We start from the raw sequence: 507 nt of genomic DNA, 5'->3' as shown, positions 1-507 counted from the left end.
GTGCGTGATCAGCACGATCGTCAGCCCGAGGCGACGGTTGATGTCGGCGAGCAGCGCGAGGATCGACTGCGTCGTCTCGGGATCGAGCGCCGAGGTCGCCTCGTCGCACAGCAGTACCTCGGGATCGTGCACGAGCGCGCGGGCAATGCCGACGCGCTGCTTCTGCCCGCCCGACAGGCTGGCCGGATACGCGTCGCGTTTCGCGGCGAGCCCGACGAGTTCGAGCAGCGCCTCGACCTTGCGCACGCGCTCGGCCTTCGGCACGCCGGCGATCTTCAGCGGCAGCGCGACGTTCTCGAACACCGTCTTCGCGGACAGCAGGTTGAAATGCTGGAACACCATGCCGGTGCGACGCCGCAGCGCCACGAGCCCGTCCTCGTCGAGCGCGCCGACGTCGACGCCCTGCACGCGCACGCGGCCCGAGCTCGGCCGCTCGAGCCCGTTCACGAGCCGCAGCAGCGTCGACTTCCCCGCGCCGCTGCGGCCGATGATGCCGAACACCTCGCC

Annotated in this window: 1 protein-coding gene; it reads right to left on the bottom strand. The window is 70.8% G+C overall.

Translation table 11 applies throughout. The features are described 5' to 3' along the window. Positions 1-507 (bottom strand): methionine ABC transporter ATP-binding protein (locus L810_RS43250; protein WP_042978464.1); only part of this gene is annotated, 507 nt, incomplete at both ends.

This window comes from Burkholderia sp. AU4i, from assembly GCF_000466765.1.
GTDB lineage: Bacteria > Pseudomonadota > Gammaproteobacteria > Burkholderiales > Burkholderiaceae > Burkholderia > Burkholderia cepacia.
This window is presented reverse-complemented; position numbering and strand designations above follow the sequence as displayed.